Origin of the sequence: Pyxidicoccus fallax (assembly GCF_012933655.1) — a bacterium.
GTDB classification, from domain to species: Bacteria; Myxococcota; Myxococcia; order Myxococcales; family Myxococcaceae; genus Myxococcus; species Myxococcus fallax.
The window spans coordinates 1-2,399 of record NZ_JABBJJ010000651.1; the positions used below are offsets into that span (position 1 = coordinate 1).

Genomic DNA, 2,399 nt, shown 5'->3' on the forward strand with positions numbered 1-2,399 from the left:
CCGGTGGGGTCTTTCACCTGGGACAAGGCGGCCGGAGTGTAGCCGTGGTGGACGTTTCCCGCCCGGCAATCGGCAGGCAGGGGGCTGGGCGAGCTGGCGGGGGCTGGCTCCGAGGCGTGGTCCCCACCGGCTCGCTGCCAGGACGAGGGGGTGTCCCCATCCTAGGGGCGTGTCCTGGCATCCGCGTCGCTCGATATGGCTCCTGCGGGTCCGGTCGATGGCGAACCGGCTCGGCGAGAGCCTGCTCATCATCCCCGGCATCATGGTGCTGGGAGCCATCGGGCTGGAGTTCACGGCGTCGTGGCTGGACCGCACCCTGGAGCCGGGCACGCTGCCCGGGTTCCTGCGGCTGTCGTCGGAGGCCACGGTCCAACTGCTGAGCACCATCGCGGGGGCCACCATCACCACGGTGGGAGTGGTGTTCTCGCTGCTCGTGGTGTCCATGCAGCTGGCCAGCGGGCAGTTCTCACCCCGGGTGCTGCACACCTTCTTCCACGAGCGGCTCGGCAAGGTGGTGGTGGGATTGCTGGCGGCGGTCTTCACCTACTGCGTGCTGGCGCTCCGGGCGCTGCCGGAGGATCTGGCCTCATCTCCCTCGGCGGTGCCGCACCTCACCGTGGACCTCGCGGTGCTGCTCACGCTGGTGAGCGTGGGCGTGCTGGTGCTCTACCTGCACCGCATCGCGCGGCGACAGTACGTGGGCAGCATCATCGCCGCCATCACGGAGGAGACGCTGGAGCAGGTGGAGGAGCTCTGCTGGACAGGGAAGGTGCTCGCGCCGGAGGAGCCACCCGATGTGTCCAGGCTGGGGGCGCCGCTCGTGGTGAGCGCGCGTGTCAGTGGCTGGGTGCAGCAGGTGAGCACCACGGGGCTGCTCGCGGCGGTGCCCCCGGGCAGCGTGCTGCGGCTGGAGACGCGGGTGGGCGCGTTCCTGGCGAAGGGCATTCCGCTGGCCACCATCTGGCCGAATCCCGGTCAGGAGGCGACGGTGTCGCGGGCCCTCCACGCGGCGGTCGTGGTGGGGAGCAGCCGGACGACGCGGCAGGACGTGGACTTCGGGCTGCGGCAGCTGTCGGACATCGCGCTGCGCTCGCTGTCTCCGGCGGTGAACGACCCGACCACGGCCATCGAGGTGGTGGTGCGCATGGCCACCATCCTCCGCCAGCTCCTGCTCATCGAGCTGCCCCCGCAGGTGCGGGTGGCGGACAACGGCTCCGTGCTGCTGCGGCCGTGGGATCTGGACCACGCGGAGTACGTGCGTCACGCCTTCGAGCAGCTCCGCATCTACGCGGCGCCCCATCCGCAGGTGGCCATCGCGCTCGTGCGCTCCATGCGGATGCTGTGGGAGGCGGTGGATGGGGCGGACCGCGTCGAGGCGCAGCGGGAGCTGGAGCGGCAGCTCGACCTGGCGCTCCAGGGGTGCGAGCGCGCGGGGCTGCTGCCGGCCGACATGGAGGCGGTGCGCGAGGCCGCCACGCATGTGCAGGACCCGTTGCGCCAGCTCGGCCTCTCCGAGCACGGGCCGGTGGTGCACTGACGCGAGCGGGTCAGCGGGGTGCCTTCGGGTCCTCGGGAGGCGCGGGCCGGAACAGCGAGCAGACGCGGACCGGCTGCGGCGGGTACTTCTGCGGCAGCAGCGGGCACATGATGAACGTGGACGTCCGCGACTGGACGTAACGCGGCGGCGCCGCGCAGCGGTGGCAGAGGCTGTCCGGGAAGGGCAGTGATTCGGGAGGGGGCTTGGTCATGGCCTGTTCCGCCCCGAGCATCGCATGAGTCCACGGGCGCGCCGTCGGCTCATGCCGCCCCTCGCGCCGACCTCAGCGCCCGCCGGCCGCGTTCAGCCAGTCGATGGCCTCGCCCACGATTTCGGGCGGCACCACGTGGCCTCCCTTGAACTCGTGGTAGCGCACCTCCAGGCCCGCCGCCTCCAGCTGCGGGACGATGCGGCGGCTGCACCGGGCGACAGGCAGCACCCCGTCCTTGTCCCCGTGCGAGACGAACAGCCGCGGCGCGCCGTGCGAGTCACGCGGCGCCGCGAAGCCCGGGGAGAAGGCCACGATGTGCTTGAACAGGTCCCCGTTGATGATGCCCAGCGACAGCGCGTACGACGCCCCGTCCGAGAAGCCCGCCAGCACCACCCGCTCCGGGTCCACCGCGTATCGCGAGAACACCTGGTCCAACGCCTGGTCCAGGAACGCCACGTCCTGCCCGTAGTCCCCCATGATGAGGTCCCACGACGGCGCGCGCGACTCGGGCGTCATCAGCAGGAAGCCCTCCGTCTCCGCCACGTCCTGCAGCATGCCCAGCCCCTGCCGCGCGTTGCCTCCCGCCCCGTGCAGCATCACCACCAGCATCGCCGGCTTGTCGACGCTGTGGTCCTCCGGCACGTACAGCAG

3 protein-coding genes are annotated in these 2,399 nt (G+C 71.6%); 1 reads left to right on the forward strand and 2 read right to left on the reverse strand.

What is annotated here, in order from left to right:
• Window positions 1-217 precede the first annotated feature (217 nt).
• The gene (locus HG543_RS53095; protein WP_169352595.1) at window positions 218-1,537 is read left to right on the forward strand and encodes a DUF2254 domain-containing protein; all 1,320 of its coding nucleotides are present in this window, start codon (window positions 218-220) and stop codon (window positions 1,535-1,537) included.
• A gap of 10 nt (window positions 1,538-1,547) precedes the next feature.
• Here HG543_RS53095 and HG543_RS53100 read toward each other — a convergent pair whose 3' ends face one another.
• Both HG543_RS53100 and HG543_RS53105 read right to left on the reverse strand, forming a co-directional pair.
• Window positions 1,548-1,748: a hypothetical protein gene (locus tag HG543_RS53100; RefSeq protein WP_169352596.1), complete on the reverse strand. Its 201-nt coding sequence runs from the start codon at window positions 1,746-1,748 to the stop codon at window positions 1,548-1,550.
• 72 nt (window positions 1,749-1,820) lie between these two features.
• Window positions 1,821-2,399, reverse strand: a 579-nt coding sequence (locus HG543_RS53105; protein WP_211194802.1) for an alpha/beta hydrolase, incomplete at its 5' end; no start/stop codon positions are given.